General features: G+C 68.4%; 15 protein-coding genes and 1 tRNA gene. 4 read left to right on the forward strand and 12 right to left on the reverse strand.

Translation table 11 applies throughout. The features are described from left to right. Positions 1-123 precede the first annotated feature (123 nt). The 3 genes from H483_RS27710 to ctaD form a co-directional block, all read right to left on the reverse strand. Positions 124-936, reverse strand: a complete 813-nt coding sequence (locus tag H483_RS27710) for an aminoacyl-tRNA hydrolase (protein ID WP_017836556.1) — start codon at positions 934-936, stop codon at positions 124-126. Then, the gene (gene serB, locus H483_RS27715; RefSeq protein WP_017836557.1) at positions 933-2,162 is read right to left on the reverse strand and encodes a phosphoserine phosphatase SerB; all 1,230 of its coding nucleotides are present in this window, start codon (positions 2,160-2,162) and stop codon (positions 933-935) included. The genes H483_RS27710 and serB overlap by 4 nt, the downstream gene beginning before the upstream one ends. Positions 2,163-2,338: 176 nt before the next feature. Beyond that, on the reverse strand, positions 2,339-4,099 hold the full coding sequence (ctaD, locus tag H483_RS27720) for a cytochrome c oxidase subunit I (RefSeq protein WP_017836558.1): 1,761 nt from the start codon (positions 4,097-4,099) through the stop codon (positions 2,339-2,341). Positions 4,100-4,349: 250 nt separating this feature from the next. On the opposite strand from ctaD, the gene H483_RS27725 reads away from it, so the two are divergent. Then, positions 4,350-5,534 carry an ABC transporter substrate-binding protein gene (locus H483_RS27725; protein WP_238556272.1) on the forward strand — a complete coding sequence of 395 codons (1,185 nt, stop codon included), beginning with the start codon at positions 4,350-4,352 and terminating at the stop codon, positions 5,532-5,534. 155 nt (positions 5,535-5,689) lie between these two features. Here the strand turns inward: H483_RS27725 and nrdF are convergent, their stop codons facing one another. From nrdF to ykgO, 5 genes are all read right to left on the reverse strand, one after another. Then, positions 5,690-6,706: a class 1b ribonucleoside-diphosphate reductase subunit beta gene (gene nrdF, locus H483_RS27730; protein WP_017836560.1), complete on the reverse strand. Its 1,017-nt coding sequence runs from the start codon at positions 6,704-6,706 to the stop codon at positions 5,690-5,692. A 55-nt stretch (positions 6,707-6,761) separates the two neighbouring features. Then, entirely contained in the window at positions 6,762-8,843 is a 2,082-nt protein-coding gene (nrdE, locus tag H483_RS27735; protein ID WP_231750581.1) for a class 1b ribonucleoside-diphosphate reductase subunit alpha, read from the reverse strand. Between the two features lie 68 nt (positions 8,844-8,911). Continuing rightward, the gene (gene nrdI, locus H483_RS27740; RefSeq protein WP_017836562.1) at positions 8,912-9,358 is read right to left on the reverse strand and encodes a class Ib ribonucleoside-diphosphate reductase assembly flavoprotein NrdI; all 447 of its coding nucleotides are present in this window, start codon (positions 9,356-9,358) and stop codon (positions 8,912-8,914) included. A 54-nt stretch (positions 9,359-9,412) separates the two neighbouring features. Then, the gene (gene nrdH, locus H483_RS27745) at positions 9,413-9,643 is read right to left on the reverse strand and encodes a glutaredoxin-like protein NrdH (protein ID WP_017836563.1); all 231 of its coding nucleotides are present in this window, start codon (positions 9,641-9,643) and stop codon (positions 9,413-9,415) included. Between the two features lie 536 nt (positions 9,644-10,179). Then, positions 10,180-10,302 carry a type B 50S ribosomal protein L36 gene (gene ykgO, locus H483_RS27750; protein ID WP_003852698.1) on the reverse strand — a complete coding sequence of 41 codons (123 nt, stop codon included), beginning with the start codon at positions 10,300-10,302 and terminating at the stop codon, positions 10,180-10,182. Positions 10,303-10,539: 237 nt separating this feature from the next. Between ykgO and nadE the strand changes: the two genes are divergently transcribed. Then, positions 10,540-11,412, forward strand: coding sequence for an ammonia-dependent NAD(+) synthetase (gene nadE / locus H483_RS27755; RefSeq protein ID WP_017836564.1), 873 nt, complete (start codon positions 10,540-10,542; stop codon positions 11,410-11,412). A 57-nt stretch (positions 11,413-11,469) separates the two neighbouring features. On the opposite strand, the gene H483_RS27760 is transcribed toward nadE, so the two are convergent. Further along, the gene (locus H483_RS27760; protein ID WP_017836565.1) at positions 11,470-12,564 is read right to left on the reverse strand and encodes a serine hydrolase; all 1,095 of its coding nucleotides are present in this window, start codon (positions 12,562-12,564) and stop codon (positions 11,470-11,472) included. 59 nt (positions 12,565-12,623) lie between these two features. After that, positions 12,624-13,973 (reverse strand): glycoside hydrolase family 1 protein, encoded by a 1,350-nt coding sequence (locus H483_RS27765; protein WP_017836566.1) that lies wholly within the window; start codon positions 13,971-13,973, stop codon positions 12,624-12,626. Positions 13,974-14,083: 110 nt separating this feature from the next. On the opposite strand from H483_RS27765, the gene H483_RS27770 reads away from it, so the two are divergent. After that, positions 14,084-14,503: a YccF domain-containing protein gene (locus H483_RS27770; RefSeq protein WP_017836567.1), complete on the forward strand. Its 420-nt coding sequence runs from the start codon at positions 14,084-14,086 to the stop codon at positions 14,501-14,503. Here the strand turns inward: H483_RS27770 and H483_RS27775 are convergent. Then, positions 14,455-15,333, reverse strand: a complete 879-nt coding sequence (locus H483_RS27775) for a helix-turn-helix domain-containing protein (protein ID WP_017836568.1) — start codon at positions 15,331-15,333, stop codon at positions 14,455-14,457. The two genes, H483_RS27770 and H483_RS27775, sit on opposite strands and share 49 nt — an antisense overlap. A gap of 84 nt (positions 15,334-15,417) precedes the next feature. Here H483_RS27775 and H483_RS27780 point away from each other — a divergent pair, with 84 nt between their 5' ends. After that, positions 15,418-15,924: a glyoxalase/bleomycin resistance/extradiol dioxygenase family protein gene (locus tag H483_RS27780; RefSeq protein ID WP_017836569.1), complete on the forward strand. Its 507-nt coding sequence runs from the start codon at positions 15,418-15,420 to the stop codon at positions 15,922-15,924. Between the two features lie 103 nt (positions 15,925-16,027). On the opposite strand, the gene H483_RS27785 is transcribed toward H483_RS27780, so the two are convergent. Continuing rightward, positions 16,028-16,100 (reverse strand) — tRNA-Ala (locus tag H483_RS27785). Between the last annotated feature and the right edge of the window lie 116 nt (positions 16,101-16,216).

Here is a 16,216-nt window from a genome sequence, read left to right on the forward strand (position 1 = left end):
CAGCCGCCCGCGGCGATGAACTCTCGCCTGCCCCGCTGCGCACGCCACCGTGCATGGCGGGGAGCGGCTGTGGGTGTGTGCCATCGGCGGCTGTGGGTGAATGCCGTTGCCGAGCTGCGGGTGTCAGCCCTGGTCGACGGCGATGACCGTCAGCGATCCCGGCGCGACCTCCGTGTACCCGGCGTCGACGACAGCAGCCACCCCTGGGGCACGAGCGGACACTGCTGTCGAGAGCTCCTGCCACCGAGCGGGGTCCGCCTCCCGGACCGCCACGCGCAGCCCGTCGTCGATCCACCGCTCGAGCCGGTCGCGGTCCATCTCCGCGATCAGCACCATCACCCCGTGACCGACCTGGGCGGCGGCTTTGCCCACGGACATCTCCAGGGTCCTGTCCACCCACACCACCGGGACTCCCGGGGGCGGGGGGCCCGGATCATCCCGCGCGAGGTCGGTGCCCCCGATCTGCAGGCGACCCAGCCGCGGGTCCACGTCGTCGACCGGGCCGGGGACGAACGCCCTGGCCGCGCAGCCGTCCACCTCGCGGGTCACTCCGTCGACCTCGAGAGCGGTGCGCCACTGCGCGCCTCGCGCACGCCGGGCGATCTTGCGCATCCGGGCGTCCAGCCACGCCGCGTAGGCCTCGTGCCAGCGCCCGCCGGGGGCCACGCGCTCGTCCAGACACAGCGCGGCGACGGCGCCCGCGACCGCCTCGAGCAGCGGGGTCCGTCCGGGCGGGTCCGCCTTGGGTAGGTGCAGCACGATCGGCATGGAGCGGACGGTGGCGCGGTCGTCGGGATCCTCGGCCCCGGCCGAGCCTGCGCGGAGTCGCGAGAGGCACCAGTCGAGCGCGGCACCGGTCGCGAGACCATCCGGCAGTGGTCCGTCGGGCAGTGGTCCGTCGCCCCCCGGCCCCTCGGGCACCGAACCGTCGGTCACACGAGCGGGACGCGGCGATAGGTTCCGGCGGCGGTGTCGGCCGCCTCGATCTCATCGCGCGTGATGCCGAGGACGAACAGGACCGTGTCGAGGAACGGCTTGGACAGAGACGCGTCGGCCACCTCGCGGAGAGCGGGCTTGGCGCAGAACGCGATCCCCAGCCCCGCGGCGGAGAGCATGTCGATGTCGTTCGCCCCGTCCCCGACCGCGACGGTCTGGCTCAGGGAGATCCCGAGCTCCTCGGCGAACTGGCGCAGGTACTCGGCCTTGGCCTCCCGGTCCACCACCTCGCCGACGACCCGGCCGGTGAGCACCCCGTCCTCGATCTCGAGAGTGTTGGCCCGTGCGAAGTCCAACCCGAGCTCCTCGGCGAGACCCGCGATCACCTGGATGAACCCGCCCGACACCACACCGCAGCGGATACCCAGCCGCTTGAGGGTCCGGATGGTCGTCCGCGCACCCGGGGTCAGCACGATGTTCGCCGCGACCTCGTCGAGGACGCCGGCCGGCAACCCCTTGAGCGTGGCCACCCGCTCGTGCAAGGACTGGGCGAAGTCCAACTCACCTCGCATCGCGCGCTCGGTGACCGCACGGACTTCTGCCTCCCTACCCGCGTGTGCGGCCAGCATCTCGATGACCTCGCCCTGGACCAGCGTGGAGTCCACGTCGAACACCACCAGACGCTTGGAGCGGCGTCCCAGGCCGGCGCCGTCCACCGAGATGTCGACGCCGTGCGCGTCCGACAGGGGGGCCATCGCCTCGCGCAGTCGCGCGTCGTCGGCGGCGTCGCGATCGGCGGTCGAGACGTGCAGTTCCAGACCCGTGACGGGGTAGTCGGCGATCCCGCGGATCGTGTCGATGTTCGCGCCGATCGACGCGAGCGAACCGGCCACCGCCGAGAACGCCGACGCGGTGACCGGACTGCCGAGGATCACCACCGCGTGGGTGGGCGGCGGGGTGGGAGGCGCGATGTCGTCGAACTGGACCTCGAGCTGCATCCCCAGGTCGTGGATCTGCTCGGTGAGCTCGCGGACCACGGTCACGGCATCGGCGTCCGCCTCCACCCGGACCATGAGACCGAGGGAGAGGTGCCCGTTGACGACGACCTGTTCCACGTCCACCAGGTCGGCGTGGTGGGAGGCGAGGACCGACATGACCCTCGCGGTGACGCCTGGCCGGTCGGGGCCGGTGACGGTGAGGAGTGCCGGGGTACCGGGGGTGCTCACGTGTGCTCCTGACGAGTGCTGGATCTGGCGGGTGGTCCTGGGGACCGGGAGGCGGGTGCAGGCCGTGGCCGGGGGTGAAGGGCCTGGGCCGACACGCGCCGAACCCCGCCGGAGGGCGAGCCTACCGACGGGGTTCAGCGGGGTCCGGAGCCCGTGGGTGAGTACGGGCGGCCGGGTCAGCCCCTCTGCGGTGACGTGCCGCGCTCGGCGACGTCCTTGACGGCGGCCGGGTCCTGGGCGGCGGCCCGGCCACCGACGTGGGCCTCTGCGCGCATGCGTTCACTCATGTGCGGGTAGTGGAGCTCGAACGCCGGGCGCTCGGAGCGGATCCGGGGCAGGGTCACGAAGTTGTGACGCGGCGGCGGGCACGAGGTCGCCCACTCGAGCGAGTTGCCCGCACCCCACGGGTCGTCGACGGTGACGATCTCGCCGTAGCGCCAACTCTTGATGACGTTCCAGATGAACGGAAGCATCGCGATGCCGAGGATGAACGACCCGATGGTGGAGATCTGGTTGAGGACGGTGAAGTTGTCCGTCGCCAGGTAGTCGGCGTAGCGACGGGCCATGCCCTGGTTACCGAGCCAGTGCTGCACGAGGAACGTGGTGTGGAAGCCGATGAACATCAGCCAGAAGTGCAGCTTGCCCAGCTTCTCGTCGAGCATCCGGCCCGTCATCTTGGGGAACCAGAAGTACACGCCGGCGAACGTCGCGAACACGATCGTGCCGAAGAGCGTGTAGTGGAAGTGCGCGACGATGAAGTACGTGTCCGAGATGTGGAAGTCGATCGGCGCCGCGGCCATCATGATGCCAGTCAGACCACCGAAGAGGAAGGTCACGATGAAGCCGAGCGCGAAGACCATCGGCGTCTCGAATGTCATCTTTCCGCGCCACATCGTGCCGATCCAGTTGAAGAACTTCACGCCCGTGGGAACGGCGATGAGGAACGTCATGAAGGAGAAGAACGGCAGGAGCACGGCGCCGGTGACGAACATGTGGTGTGCCCAGACCGCCATGGACAGTGCGGCGATCGCGAGGGTCGCGAAGATCAGGCCGGCGTAGCCGAAGAGCGGCTTGCGGGAGAACACCGGGAAGACCTCGGAGACGATGCCGAAGAACGGCAGGGCGAGGACGTACACCTCGGGGTGACCGAAGAACCAGAACAGGTGCTGCCACAGGATGGCGCCACCGTTGGCCGGGTCGTAGATCCGGCCACCGAACTGCCGGTCGTAGAACACGCCCAGGGCGGCCGCGGTGAGCAGCGGGAAGATCAGGAGGATCAGGACCGACGCCACCAGGATGTTCCAGGTGAAGATCGGCATACGGAACATGGTCATGCCCGGCGCGCGGAGGCAGATGATCGTGGTGACGAAGTTGACGGCGCCGAGGATGGTGCCGATACCGCCGATGCCCACACCGAGGATCCACAGATCCGCGCCGACGGCCGGCGAGTGGATCTTGTCGGCCAGTGGCATGTACATGGTCCAGCCGAACGCTGCCGCGCCGCCCGGGGTGATGAACCCGGAGAGCATGATGATGCCGCCCGCCGTGAACAGCCAGTAGCCCAGGGCGTTCAGTCGCGGGAAAGCGACGTCGGGGGCACCGATCTGCAGCGGCATGATGTAGTTCGCGAACCCGACCACGATCGGGGTTCCGTACAGCAGCAGCATGACCGTGCCGTGCATGGTGAACAGCTGGTTGAACTGCTCGTTGGACAGGAACTGCATGCCCGGGACGAAGAGCTCCGCCCGGATGAGCAGGGCCATGAGCCCGCCGATGAAGAAGAAGACGAAACAGGTGACGATGTACATCAGGCCGAGCAGCTTGTGATCGGTCGTCGTCATCATCTTCCACACGAACGAGCCCGGCCGGGCGGTGCCCGTGGGTTCGCCCGGCGGATGGTCGAGATCGTCGACCGGCTTGGGGGCCACTGCGGTCATAAGGGTCCTCCTGAACGCCTCACCCGACGCCGCGGGTCGAACCACCGACCCCACGTCGAACGCAAAGGAATAGTGCGTGAGGGCAATCCTAACCCTCCGCTGAGAGCGTCCACCACTCACCCCGCCGAACTCGTCGGGGCGGGTCATCTGCGGTAATCCGCCTCCATGACGACACGCCCGGGATCGCGCTCCGACCCGCCACGACCTCCACTTAGACCGCGCTCACGACCCATCTCCTAGGCTCTCCTTCATGACCGATCACGCGCCGGGCCGACTCCGCCATCGCGGGCGGGGGTACGTTTCCACCCCCGTGCGGGTCACGGCGGGCATCGCGGGCCCCCTTGTCGCCGGTCTAATTCTCGCGGGGTGCGGGCCCTCCCCCGTCGACATGGTCGAACACCCCGTCACCACGACCCCCTCGCGGATGGCCGGCGAGGAGCTCCAGCGCTCGGCCGAGCCGGAGGAATCGTGCGCGCCCGCACCGGTGCCAGCCGAGTTCCCCGGAAACGGCGTCCGAGAGGTCGCGTCCGCGGACCCTGTCGAATCGACGGTGGAGGTCCCCCGTTCTCCGGAACGGATCCTGGCCCTCGGCCGCGGTGCGGTGGACGTGGCGTGCGCTCTGGGGCTGCAGGACCTCGTCGTCGGGATCTCCGGACTGCCCCACGATGCCGACGTCTACCTCCCCGCGACCCTGGTGGGACTGCCCGACCTCGGCATCACCGGCATCACCGGCCAGCCGGGCGGCGAGAACGACGACGCCGCCGCCGACGCCGACCCCGCTGCCGCCGCGAACGCCGCCCGGGACCTGAACCCCGATCTCATCGTGCTCGCCGACTCCCCCGATCTCGACCCTGGCCTGGTGCGGGCGTTGTCGGCCGTCGCACCGACCGTCGTCTACGATGCGCGGAGCCTGAACTGGGCCGAGAGCACCGAGACGATCGCCGACGCCTACGGGCGACCCACGGCCGGCGGCGACCTCCTGTTGGATGTGATCGACCGGGCGCGGTTCACCGCGGACGCGACCACTCCGAGAGACACCTGGGTCTCCCTCGTCTCTGTCTCCGACGCGGGCGAGATCGAGGTCCAGCAGCCGGACACCCTCGGCAGCCTCATGCTCGAGGCCGTCGGGGCCGGCCGACCCCCGGCCCAGCGCACCCGGGACGGCCAGCGGATCGGGCCCGCACCGGAGTCGCCTGCCGTGGGAGATGAACTGGACGGCGACGTGATCTTCGCCGTGGTGGGGGGCAGCGACCGCTCCGAACAGTCCGCGCGGGAGGCATTCGCCACCGACCGGTGGACGGAACTCGACGCGGTCGGCGCCCGCCGCATGTTCGTGGTGGACCGGGCCGTGTGGGAGGGCTCCGGCCCGGTGGCCGCACGAGCGGTCCTGGACGACATCAGGAGTTCCATCAACGGGATCGCCCCGGACGGGTAGTCGGAGCGTGGTCGTGGGGCCGGCCGACTCACACGTGTGGCCGGTCGACTCGCCCACCCAGGCACCGGCCGGCCCCGCCGACCCCCTGCATCAGCCCGACGACCGCACCCCGGCGCCTGATCCGGGGCCGGGGTGAGGTGGGGACGACGGTCGCCTCAGAAGTCCCAGTCCTCGTCCTCCGTCGCCACGGCCTTGCCCATGACGTAGGAGCTGCCGGAGCCCGAGAAGAAGTCGTGGTTCTCGTCGGCGTTCGGGCTGAGCGCCGAGAGGATCGCGGGGTCGACGTTGGTCTCGTCCTTGGGGAACATCCCCTCGTAGCCGAGGTTCATCAGCGCCTTGTTGGCGTTGTAGCGCAGGAACTTCTTGACGTCCTCGGTCCACCCCACGGTGTCGTAGAGGTCCTCGGTGTAGTCCGCCTCGTTGTCGTACAGCTCGAAGAGCAACTCGAAGGTGTAGTCCTTCAGCTCGTCGCGCTCCGCCTGGCTGATCTGCTCCAGGCCGCGCTGGTACTTGTAACCGATGTAGTACCCGTGCACCGCCTCGTCCCGGATGATGAGCCGGATGATGTCCGCGGTGTTGGTGAGCTTGGCGCGCGACGACCAGCGCATGGGCAGATAGAAGCCCGAGTAGAAGAGGAACGACTCGAGGAGGGTCGATGCGACCTTGCGCTTGAGGGGGTCCTCGCCCGAGTAGTACCCGAGGGTGATGTGGGCCTTGCGCTGCAGGTAGGTGTTCTCCTCCGCCCAGCGGAAGGCGTCATCGATCTGAGGGGTGGAGCAGAGCGTCGAGAAGATCGTGGAGTAGCTCTTGGCATGGACCGACTCCATGAACGCGATGTTGGTGAGCACCGCCTCCTCGTGCGGGGTCGACGCGTCGGGGATCATGCTCACCGCGCCGACCGTGCCCTGGAGCGTGTCCAGCAGGGTCAGCCCGGTGAACACCCGGGTGGTGAGCTCCTGTTCCGAGTCCGTCAAGGTCTGCCACGACGGGATGTCGTTGGACACCGGGACCTTCTCCGGCAGCCAGAAATTGCTGGTGAGCCGGCCCCAGACCTGGTCGTCGACCTCGTCCGTGACGCGGTTCCAGTTGATCGCGGACACCCGGTCGACGAGCCGGGGGGCGACCCCGGCGGCGGGGCTGTGGGATCCCGGAGCGTGCAGCTCGGCGGTCATCGGATCTCCTCGTGATGGCGGGGGCGGTTCGGGGCGCAGGCCTGTGGCACCGGGGTCAGAGCATGCACGAGACGCACCCCTCGACCTCGGTGCCCTCGAGCGCGAGCTGTCGCACGCGGATGTAATACAAGGTCTTGATCCCCTTGCGCCAGGCGTAGATCTGGGCGCGGTTGACGTCCCGGGTGGTGGCCGTGTCCTTGAAGAACAGGGTCAGCGAGAGGCCCTGGTCCACGTGCTGCGTGGCCGCCGCGTAGGTGTCGATGATCTTCTCGTACCCGATCTCGTACGCGTCCTGGTAGTAGTCCAGGTTGTCGTTGGTCAGGTAGGGCGCCGGGTAGTAGACGCGGCCGATCTTGCCCTCCTTGCGGATCTCGATCCGGGAGGCCACGGGGTGGATCGACGAGGTCGAGTTGTTGATGTAGCTGATCGATCCCGTGGGCGGTACGGCCTGGAGGTTCTGGTTGTAGATACCGTACTGCTGCACATCGGCCTTCAGCGCACGCCAGTCGTCCTGGGTGGGCACCGCCACGCCGGCGTCGGCGAACAGCTGGCGCACCCGCTCGGTGGCCGGCTCCCATGCCCGGTCGGTGTACTTGTCGAAGAACTCACCCGAGGCGTAGGTCGACTCCGGGAATCCTGCGAACCAGGTCCCCCGCTCACGGGCGAGGAGGTTCGAGGACCGGATCGCGTGGTAGAGCACCGTGTAGAAGTAGATGTTCGTGAAGTCCACGCCCTCCTCGGATCCGTAGTGGATCCGCTCGCGCGCGAGGTAGCCGTGGAGGTTCATCTGCCCCAGGCCGATCGCGTGCGACTCTGAGTTGCCGCGCTCGATCGACGGGACCGAGTCGATGTGGGTCTGGTCGGATACGGCGGTCAGGCCCCGGATCGCCGTCTCGATGGTCGCTCCGAAATCCGGGGAGTCCATGGCCTTGGCGATGTTGAGGGAGCCGAGGTTGCACGAGATGTCCTTGCCCACGTGTGAGTAGGTGAGGTCCTCGTTGTACGTCGACGGGGTGGAGACCTGGAGGATCTCCGAGCACAGGTTCGAGTGGGTGATCTTGCCTGCGACCGGGTTGGCCCGGTTCACCGTGTCCTCATACATGATGTACGGGTACCCGGACTCGAACTGCAGCTCGGCGAGGGTCTGGAAGAAGTGCCGTGCGTTGATCTTGGTCTTCTTGATCCGGCTGTCCTCGACCATCTCGGTGTAGTGCTCGGTGACGTCGACGTCCGCGAAGGGCTTGCCGTAGATCCGCTCGACGTCGTACGGCGAGAACAGGTACATGTCGTCGTTGCGCTTGGCCAGTTCGAACGTGATGTCCGGGATCACGACGCCCAGCGACAGGGTCTTGATGCGGATCTTCTCGTCGGCGTTCTCGCGCTTGGTGTCGAGGAACTTGAAGATGTCCGGGTGGTGGGCGTGCAGGTACACCGCGCCGGCTCCCTGGCGGGCGCCGAGCTGGTTGGCGTAGGAGAAGGAATCCTCGAGCAGCTTCATCACCGGGATGACCCCTGAGGACTGGTTCTCGATGTGCTTGATCGGGGCGCCGTGCTCGCGGAGGTTCGACAGCAGCAGCGCGACCCCGCCACCGCGCTTGGACAGCTGCAGTGCGGAGTTGATGTTGCGTCCGATGGACTCCATGTTGTCCTCGATACGCAGGAGGAAACAGGAGACGGGCTCACCGCGCTGTTTCTTGCCCGAGTTCAGGAACGTCGGGGTCGCCGGCTGGAACCGACCGTCGATGATCTCGTCGACCAGGCGGCGGGCCAGGGTCTCGTCGCCGTCCGCGAGGGTGAGGGCGACCATGCAGACGCGGTCCTCGTAGCGCTCGAGGTAGCGCTTCCCGTCGAAGGTCTTGAGCGTGTACGAGGTGTAGTACTTGAACGCGCCGAGGAATGTCGGGAAGCGGAACTTCTTGGCGTAGGCGTGATCGAACAACTCGCGAACGTAGTTGCGCGTGTACTTGTCGAGCACCTCGCGCTCGTAGTAGTTCTTGTCGACCAGGTAGTCCAGCTTCTCGTCCAGGTTGTGGAAGAAGACCGTGTTCTGGTTGACGTGCTGGAGGAAGTACTCGCGCGCGGCCTCACGGTCCTTGTCGAACTGAATCCTCCCGTCCGCGTCGTAGAGGTTGAGCATGGCGTTGAGCGCGTGGTAATCCAGACGCTGCCCCTCGCCCGCCTCACCGGCGATGGTGCCTTCGGGGGTCACGGTTGGTGCTGCCAAAACTCTTCCAATCCCTCGCGGACGCGGATGACGTCCTCATGTGTGCCCATCAGTTCGAACCGGTAGAGGTACGGAACCCCGAGCTTGCGTGCGATCACATCGCCGGAGACCGCGTAGTCCGCACCGAAGTTGGTGTTGCCGGCGGCGATGACGCCCCGGCAGAGGCTTCTGTTGTGCGCGTTGTTCAGAAACGCCACGACCTGTCGTGGGACCGACGCCCCGGTTCCTCCGGTGACCTCGAGGCATCCCCCGTACGTCGGGACGATCAGAACATATGGGTCCGACACAGTCGGGCTGGCCTCGGTCCTCCGCGTGGGAATGCGCAGCGCCGGGAGCCCGAGCCGGTCGACGAACCGCTTGGTGTTCTCGGAGACGTTGGAGAAGTAGACGATCCTCACCGGCTCGGTGGCCGGCAGCGGAGCCGCCATGACTGCCCCCTTCGGATTACACGTGTTCCGGGCGCCCCCGGTGTCAGACAGATGTCAGGCCGCGACGGTGACGAGAGCCTTGATCCGGTCCGGCCGGTATCCCGACCAGTGATCGGTGCCGGACACCACGACGGGGGCCTGCAGGTAGCCGAGGGCCATCACGTACTCGCGCGCCTCGTCGTCCACCGAGATGTCGACCACCCGGTACTCGACGCCCTGCTTGTCGAGGGCCTTGTAGGTGGCGTTGCACTGGACGCAGGCGGGCTTGGTGTAGACGGTGACCATCAGTGGTGGACCTCTTTCGGCACGGGCGCCACGTAGGCGCGAGGGGTACTTCTCGGACGGTCATCTGATCCGGCGCGTGAGCCCGGCCTGTGGATAACCGCGGTGTCTAACAGGGTTCGCAGCGCGAATGCCACGAGTGGTATTCATCGGGTGCCGCAACGCCTTAGACACTACCCCTAGTGTCCGACGAGTCAATGGACCACAACATTTTGGTCTTACAACGGTGGTATTCCCAGGTCGCGATCCCGCCTTGTGGACACCGCCCACCCCCGACGGGAAAGACCGTCCCGGATGCCGATGCGCCGCTCCCCGACGGCCACACTGCCACGCCCGAACGGGCGACGGGAACCCGGTCCGGCGCCCCACAGGCCGTCCCCAAGCACCCCACATCCTGTCCCCATTCGTTCCACAGGCGCACCCGGTCCGGCGCCAGTCCGGCACCGCCCGGCGTCAATGACGAGGACGACGACGAGGGCCCGCCACCGGTGAACCGGTGGCGGGCCCTCGAGGGTGCGTGGGATCCCACGCGGACGGGCTCAGCCCTGGCGGGCCTTGAAACGGGGGTCCTTCTTGTTGATCACGTAGACCTTGCCGCGACGACGGACAACCTGGGCGCCCGGCTTGTTCTTCAGCGACCGAAGGGACTTGCGGACCTTCATCTGGCGCTCCTTAGGCTCTCGGGGCGGCCGTGATGGCCGCCGACACGACTGGGATGACTGCGCGACACGTCCGACCCGGAGGTCGGATGCACGACACACAACTGGTCTATCGTAACGGACTCCCCCGTCAGAACTCCAACCGGCAGACCCGTGCATCGACCCTGTCCCGTCCGCACGTCACGTCGTGTCCTTCCCCCATGTCACGCAGAAGTCACACGGGCTTCCTATGCTGACGCCATGACCCAGTCCTCTCCCGGCATCAGCGCGCTCCGCGCGTCCATCATCGACGAGCTCGGCGTCCGCCCCGACATCGATCCGGCGATGGAGGTGGATCGTCGGGTGACGTTCCTGGCCGACTACCTCCGCAGCACCCCGGCGACGGGATTCGTCCTGGGCATCAGCGGTGGCCAGGACTCCACCCTGACAGGTCGACTCTGCCAACTCGCCGCGGAGAAGCTGCGCGACGAGGGCCTGCCCACCGCTCGATTCGTCGCCATGCGCCTGCCCCACGGCACCCAGGCGGACGAGGCCGACGCCGTCGTGGCCCTGGACTTCATCCGACCCGACGCCCGCGTCACCGTCGACGTTCAGCCCGCGTCGGCCACCATGTCAGCGATTACTGCCGAGGCGTTGGAGGTGCTGCCCGACCACGGGGGTCCGCTGCGGGACTTCGTCCGGGGGAACGTCAAGGCGCGTCAGCGGATGGTCGCCCAGTACGCCGTGGCCGGTCAGCTGGGCCACCTCGTCGTCGGAACCGATCACGCGGCCGAGGCGGTCACGGGGTTTTTCACGAAGTACGGCGACGGCGGGGTCGATCTCACCCCGTTGACAGGCCTCACCAAGCGCCAGGGCGCCGCGCTCCTGCGATACCTGGGCGCGCCGGAGTCGACCTGGCAGAAGCTTCCCACCGCCGATCTCGAGGACGACCGTCCGGGCATTCACGACGAGGAGGCGCTGGGCGTGACCTACGAGCAGATCGACGACTACCTCGAGGGCCGCGACGGCGTGTCGGCGGAGGCCGTCGACCGGATCGAGCAACTGTTCCTGGCCACCCGCCACAAGCGGGCGGTCCCGGCCACGCCACTGGACACCTGGTGGCGCGAGGGCTGAGCCCCCCGGGGTCGCCCACCACTGATCGGTCACCACCGATCGATCACCACCGATCGGTCACCGCAGCAGCGCCCACACGGTGTCCAGCGCCTCCGCCGTCCCCGGCACGTCGTAGGACTGTGTGGTGAACACCGCCGCGCCCCGGCCCGTGCGCCGGTCGACGTAACCGATGGTGCCCAAACCACCGGCCCAACCGACTACCCCGTCCGGACGGACCTCGACCTGCATCCCGTACCCGCAGCCGGGTGCGATGAACCCCTCCGCGTCGGCCCGCTGCCGCGGGGTCAGGCGGTCGGTCGTCATCGCCTCCACATACTGCGGCCCCAGGACCACCCCGCCGCCGACGAGGACGTCGAGGAATTCGAGGTAGTCCGAGACGGTCGAGGTCAGACCGCACGCCAGCGACTCGAAGCGCGGCGGGTGGGCGAACCGGTCCACGGTGTCCAGCGCGCGCAGACCCCCGTCGGGGCCGAGCCCGTAGCTGGTGGGGAGACGTTCGCGGTCGGCGGTGAATCCCACGTCCGCGAGACCGAGCGGGCCGGTGATGTGGTCGGCCACCAGGTCGGCCACGGTGGCCCCCGTGGCCCTCGCCAGGAGAACACCCAGCACGTCGCTGCTGGTGTGGTAGTACCAGCCCACCCCGGGCTGATCAGCCAGGGGCAGCGAGCCCAGCAGCCGCAGGTACTCGTCCGGCTCCATCGGAGGGGGATAGGGTCCCGGGGCGATCTGTCGCTCGCCCATGGCGACGGTGAGAGGACTGCCCTCTCCCGCCCATCCGGCGCCGGCGGTCATGGTGAGCAGGTGTCGGAGGGTGATCTGTCGGCCGGCCGGTACGGTCCGGTCGATCGGTCCGCCGGGCCGGGTGAGGACCCGCGGGGCGGACAACTCCGGCAGAAGGGTGGCGACCGGGTCGTCGAGCGCGAGGATCCCGAGCTCGACCATCCGCAGCGCGAGCACGCCGCCCACCGGCTTGGTGTTGGACGACAGGGGGAACACCGTGTCCGGGTCGAGCGCGGACCCGTCGGGGGACCGCGACCCGCCCGCTGCGATCAGCGTCCGGCCGTCCTGCCTGACCCCACAGACGAAACCCGTGAGCCGCCCGGCGTCGACCAGGGCGTCGAGCTCTCCGACGACGGTGTCCAACCGATCCATGGGATGACCCTACGCCCACCCGGCCCGGCGGTGACAGGTTCTTCTGCGGCCGCCCGCGATCAGCGACCCAGCCTCGCGAGCGGCCCGTGAACGTCGACGGGATCGAGGCAGGTGTCGGGGATCGTCCCCAGCGAGCACACGCCCACCGGCAGAACCGGGCGGTAGCCCTCCGGGACTCCGCCGCGCGCGATCACGTCCCGGTAGGCGTCGACCCCGGAGGTCGGCCTGCGCTCGAGCAGCGGATCGGAGAGTACGTCGACCCGGTAGAGGCCGAAGCGGGAGTCGTAGGATCCCCACTCGTAGTTGTCGACCAGAGACCAGTGGTTGTACCCGATCACCGGGTACCCGTCGGCGACCGCGCGCTGGATCCAGAAGACGACGTCCCGGAGGTAGTCGCCGCGCTCGATCCCGTCCTCCCGGTGCCCGTTGTGGGTGGGCATCCCGTTCTCGACGATGTACAGCGGCTTACCGGGGAAGTGCCGCGCGTAGTGCACGATCGATTCGTACATCCCTTCCGGCTGCGGACGCACGCCGGCGAAGTCGTCCCACGCCGCGCGGATGGTGGTGAGGTTGTCGAGCGCGATGCCGTAGTAGTAGTCGATCCCGATGAAGTCCAGCTCCTCGCGGATGTGGTTGAGCAGCAGGTCGTCGGTGGCCGGGGCGAACGCGGGGAGGTACGCCTCGTTGGCGGTCACCATCGCCTCCGGGTCGGCGCGGTGCGCGGCGTGGTATCCCAGCTTGTGGGCCGCGACGACGTTGTCGCGGAACTGGTTGAACTGGTGCAGGCCGACCAGGCCGATGCGCAGTTCGTGACTGAAGAACACCAGGGGCTCGTTGAAGGTGACCCACATCGTCCCGTCGCCGGCCCACCGCTCGGTGACGAGCTCGGCGTAGCGACCGAAGGCCTCCACCGCGTCCGGGGAGAGGAAACCGCCCCGGTCGACGAGCCATCCGGGGTACACGTAATGGACCATCGTGATCCTGGGCGTCATCCCGTGCGCCCGGATGGTGTCGAGGATGTGGTCGTACCGGCGCAGCGCCCCCTCGTCGTACCGCCCCGGCTCGGGCTCGATGCGCGACCACTCCACGCTGAGACGGAAGGTGGTGACGCCCAAGTCGGCGGCGCGGGCGATGTCCTCGGGGTACCGGTTCCAGAAGTCCACCGCGTCGTTGACCGGGTCGGCTTCTCCGCGGGCGGCAGCGGCGTCGACGTAGCGCTTCCAGTTGGAGTCCCTATTTGAACCCTCGACCTGGAAGCCCGAGGTGGCCACCCCCCAGTGGAACCCCTCGACCATCCGAGATTCGGCGCGCGCCAGCGCGGAACCCGTGATCAGAGCGGTAGCGACCAGTGCGATGACGAGCGCCGGGGCGAGTAGAACTCTGGTGACAGCGCGTTTATCGAGACCCATCTTCCCAACATCACACACGCCGGGCCCGCCGTCAGCGCTTTCGGTCCACCGCCTGCACTCAGGGCCTCGGAACACCGACCGGGGGCCACGCCGGCGACTACCGTGGGGGGATGCGAACCCTGGGGAACGTGCTCTGGTTTCTTCTCGCCGGATGGTGGCTGGCGCTTGCATACGCCCTCGCCGGAATCATCGCCTGCCTCCTGATCATCACCATCCCCTTCGGTATCGCCTCGTTCCGCCTCGCTGCATACGTCCTGTGGCCGTTCGGCCGGCGGACCGAGTTCCGCCGGGACGCCGGTGCGCTCTCGATGCTCGGCAACATCTTGTGGATCCTCGTGCTCGGCTGGGAACTGGCGATCGCCCATCTGGTGGCGGGATTCCTGCTGTGCCTGACCATCGTGGGGATCCCCTTCGGCATCGCTTGCTGGAAGATGGTCCCGCTGGCACTGCTTCCACTCGGCCAGCGGATCGTGCCCATCCGTCACCCGGCCGAGGATCCCTTCGCCGCCGCGCCGGGTGCACCGCGGTAGGAGCGTGGGCTCAGTCCGAGGACCGCGCGGAAATCAGCGCTGAGGTGGGCGTGGTCGGAGTATCCGAGGTCGGCGGCGACCCGGGCGATCGTCACCGTGGGGTCGTCGCGTAGACGCTGCGCGGCCTCCTGGAGTCGGTACCGACGGATCATCTTCAGTGGTGGCACGCCGACGTAGCGGTGCGCGAGTCTCTGCACGGCGCGCGTCGAGGTCCCCAGCGCCGCCGCGACCTGGTCCACCCGCACGATCGACCTGTCCGAAGCGATGAGATCCTCCATCGCGTTGGCCAGCATCCCGTCGGCACCAGGCGCCTCCAGGGCCGTGGCGGCCCAGGCCGAGAAGGCGCGCACCGCCCGGTCGCGCGCGAGGGGTTCGCGCTTGTGGTCGCGCTGGTCGACCCCGCGATGGTCGGATGGTCGCGGCTGGTCGACGACGTCGTCCGCCTCCCCCATCGCCGCGACGACCGCGCGATGCAACTCTGCCGCCTCGACCGGTGTCTCGGCGTCGCGGAGCCGCTGCGACGCGGTCACCAGAGAGGCCAGCCCAGCCGGGCGGAGCAGGGCTCCGACCGCCCACCCGCTGCCGCTGAGATCACGGTGGGAGATGCCGGTCGTCGGTCCGGAGAGGGTCACGCCGGAGGGGTCGACGACGAGGTTGGAGGCGGGAAACGGGAGAATTTCCTGCCGGGAGGTCCTGCCCGGCGGCAGACTCCACTGCGGGATCCAGAACCACCGGATTCGGTCGCGCAGGTCGACCGGGGCCTCCTGGCGGTGGAAGGTGGGCAACCGGTCCGGGTAGAGCACTCCGCGCCGATCTGCGAACTCCGACATCCTCTCCCCTCCCTCACTCCTCCGCCTCAACTGACGTCGCGAATCTTCAAGCCACGAGGGTTCGGGCACTTCTAGGGTAGTCCCATGACCGACACCACCTCGCCCCGGACCGGGGCCACCGGGCAGCACACCACCGACGGCGTCCCCCACGGCTCGACCAGCCTCACTCCGTTTCTCGCGATCGAGGGCGCGAAGGGGGCCGTCGAATTCTATTCCTCGGTCTTCGGCGCCCGGGTGGTCGACGTGACGGAAATGGGAGGGGTCGTCGTGCACGCCGAACTCGACTTCGGCAACGGCCGGTTGCAGTTCGGCGAGCCGAGCCCCGACTACGGGCTCGTGCCCGCGCCCTCCGGAGGGGTGGCCTGCTACTCGCTCGGGCTGTACTGCGCGGACGTCGACGAGGTGGTGGACCGCGCGGTCAGGGCCGGCGCGACGGTCCGCGAGCCGGTGAGCGAGTTCGTCTCCGGCGACCGGTTCGCCTCGATCGTGGACCCTTACGGCGTGCGCTGGTCGATCATGACGCGCGTCGAGGACCTGTCCGAGTCCGAGAGCGCCCGTCGGGTTGCCGAGTGGGCGGCGCAACTGGGATAACCGCACGGTCGCGCTCTCAACCATCATGAAAATGAGCGAGAGCCCGGCCGATGGCCGGGCTCTCACTCGTGCGAACCATCCGTCGCCGGATCGGTCCTCTGGGTGGAGCTAAGGGGACTCGAACCCCTGACCCCCACACTGCCAGTGTGGTGCGCTACCAGCTGCGCCATAGCCCCGTACTTGTTCTCGCACCGTTCACCTCTCGGCGACCGGCCCGACCAAAGTTACACCATCCCGCTTCGGCCCTCCAAATCGCCACCGGCCCCGCCCTGGACGGGCGGGGCCGGTGTCG

The sequence above is a fragment of the Dietzia sp. UCD-THP genome (genome assembly GCF_000349585.1).
GTDB classification, from domain to species: domain Bacteria; phylum Actinomycetota; class Actinomycetes; order Mycobacteriales; family Mycobacteriaceae; genus Dietzia; species Dietzia natronolimnaea_A.